Origin of the sequence: Dietzia sp. DQ11-44, assembly GCF_014145205.1 — a bacterium.
In the GTDB taxonomy this organism is placed as follows: Bacteria; Actinomycetota; Actinomycetes; order Mycobacteriales; family Mycobacteriaceae; genus Dietzia; species Dietzia natronolimnaea.
In genome coordinates, this window is sequence record NZ_JAALEC010000467.1 from 1 (window position 1) to 1,718 (window position 1,718).

The following is a 1,718-nucleotide window of genomic DNA, read 5'->3' on the forward strand; positions in this document are numbered from 1 at the left end:
GCCCCGGCGCGTGCCGCCTGACCCGCCCCGGCGGCGACCCGGGTGCCCGAGCCCTGGACGGAGTCGATGAAGCCGGCGGCCGAGAGTTCGTCGAACCCCCGGACCACGGTGCCGCGGGAGAGCCCGGTCTGCTCGGCGAGCGCGCGCGTGGAGGGCAGCCTGTCGCCGTCGGCGAGGGAACCGTCGGAGATCAGGTCGATGATCGCGTCCACCAGATCCGCGGTGCCCGAGACCTCGCCCAGGACCAGGGATCCGGGACGGGCGGTGCGGGCCATGCGCTCAGCCTAGGCGCGCGAGGCCAAAAGTGGTCTCACGGGTCTGCGTGAAGTGGACCTTTCCGCCAGTCCACTTTGGCGATGTGATGGTCCACATGCAGATCTACCGCCAATCCCGACGCCTCCGCGACGTGCGCTACGACGTCCGCGGTCCGATCCTCACCGAGGCCATGCGGCTGGAATCCGAGGGCCACGACATCCTGCGACTGAACCTGGGGAACATGCACCCGTTCGGTCTCGAGGCCCGGCCCGAGATCGTGGATGCCGTGGCCCGCGAACTCGGCGCGGGCCAGGCCTACTCGGATTCGCGGGGCATCCCGCAGGCACGGGCGGCGGTGGCCGAGCACTACCGGCGCTGGGGGGTGCCCGGGATCCGCGCCGAGGACGTGTTCCTGGGCAACGGGGTGAGCGAGCTCATCACCCTGGTCCTGCAGGCGATGGTCGATCCGGGCGACGAGATCCTGGTCCCGGCACCGGACTACCCCACCTGGACCGGCGCGGTGAACCTCACCGGTGGCGTGCCCGTGCACTACCTGGCGGACGAGTCCGACGGCTGGAACCCCTCGCTGGCGGACATCGAGTCCAAGATCACGCCGCGGACGACCGCGCTGGTGGTGATCAACCCCAACAACCCGACCGGCGCCGTCTACAGTGCCGAGACCGTCCGGGGGATGGCCGACATCGCCCGTCGGCACGGGCTCGTCCTGCTCAGCGACGAGATCTACGAGAAGGTGATCTTCTCGGGCGCCCGCCATCACCACGCGGCGCTGGCCGCCGGTGACGACGTGCTCTGCCTGACCTTCGGCGGCCTGTCCAAGGCGTACCGGGTGTGCGGATACCGGGCCGGCTGGGTCGCCGCGACCGGGCCCCTCGAGCGGGCGCAGGACCTGCTGGAAGGGCTCACCCTGCTGGCAAACATGCGGGTGTGCCCCAACGTCCCGGGCCAGTACGCGATCCCGGTCGCGCTGGCCGAGGACTCACCGTGGGGTGCCGACGTGATCGACCCCGACGGCCGGATCGAGCGACAACTCGCACTGGCGACCGAGCGCCTCAACGCCATCCCGGGCGTGAGCTGCGTGGCGCCCCGCGGTGCGCTCTACTGCTTCCCCCGGTTGGACACCGAGAGGTTCGGCATCGGCAGCGACGAGGAACTGGTGCTGGATCTACTGCGCTCCGAGCACGTCCTGGTGACCCACGGCACCGGCTTCAACTGGCCCGAGCCGGACCACTTCCGGATCGTGTGCCTGCCCGACGCCGAGGTGCTCGAGAACGCGATCGGCAGGATCGCCGGGTACCTCGAGCGGCGTGCCGGCCTCCACCGGCAGCCCGGCACTCCGGCGCGGACCCCGCTGCCCGCGTGAGCCCGGCCCGGGCCCGGGGGCCGGGGCGCGACAGCGAGCGGGCCCGGGCCAACGAAAAGAGCGTTCCGCACACATCGCCCGA

General features: G+C 71.6%; 2 protein-coding genes. One reads left to right on the top strand and one right to left on the bottom strand.

Features of this window, described 5'->3' with window-relative positions:
• On the bottom strand, positions 1–275 hold a 275-nt coding region (locus G6018_RS11960), incomplete at its 3' end, for a winged helix-turn-helix domain-containing protein (protein WP_182639711.1).
• 95 nt (positions 276–370) lie between these two features.
• On the opposite strand from G6018_RS11960, the gene G6018_RS11965 reads away from it, so the two are divergent.
• Complete coding sequence (locus G6018_RS11965; protein WP_182610654.1) at positions 371–1,636, top strand: pyridoxal phosphate-dependent aminotransferase; 1,266 nt, start codon at positions 371–373, stop codon at positions 1,634–1,636.
• Positions 1,637–1,718 lie beyond the last annotated feature (82 nt).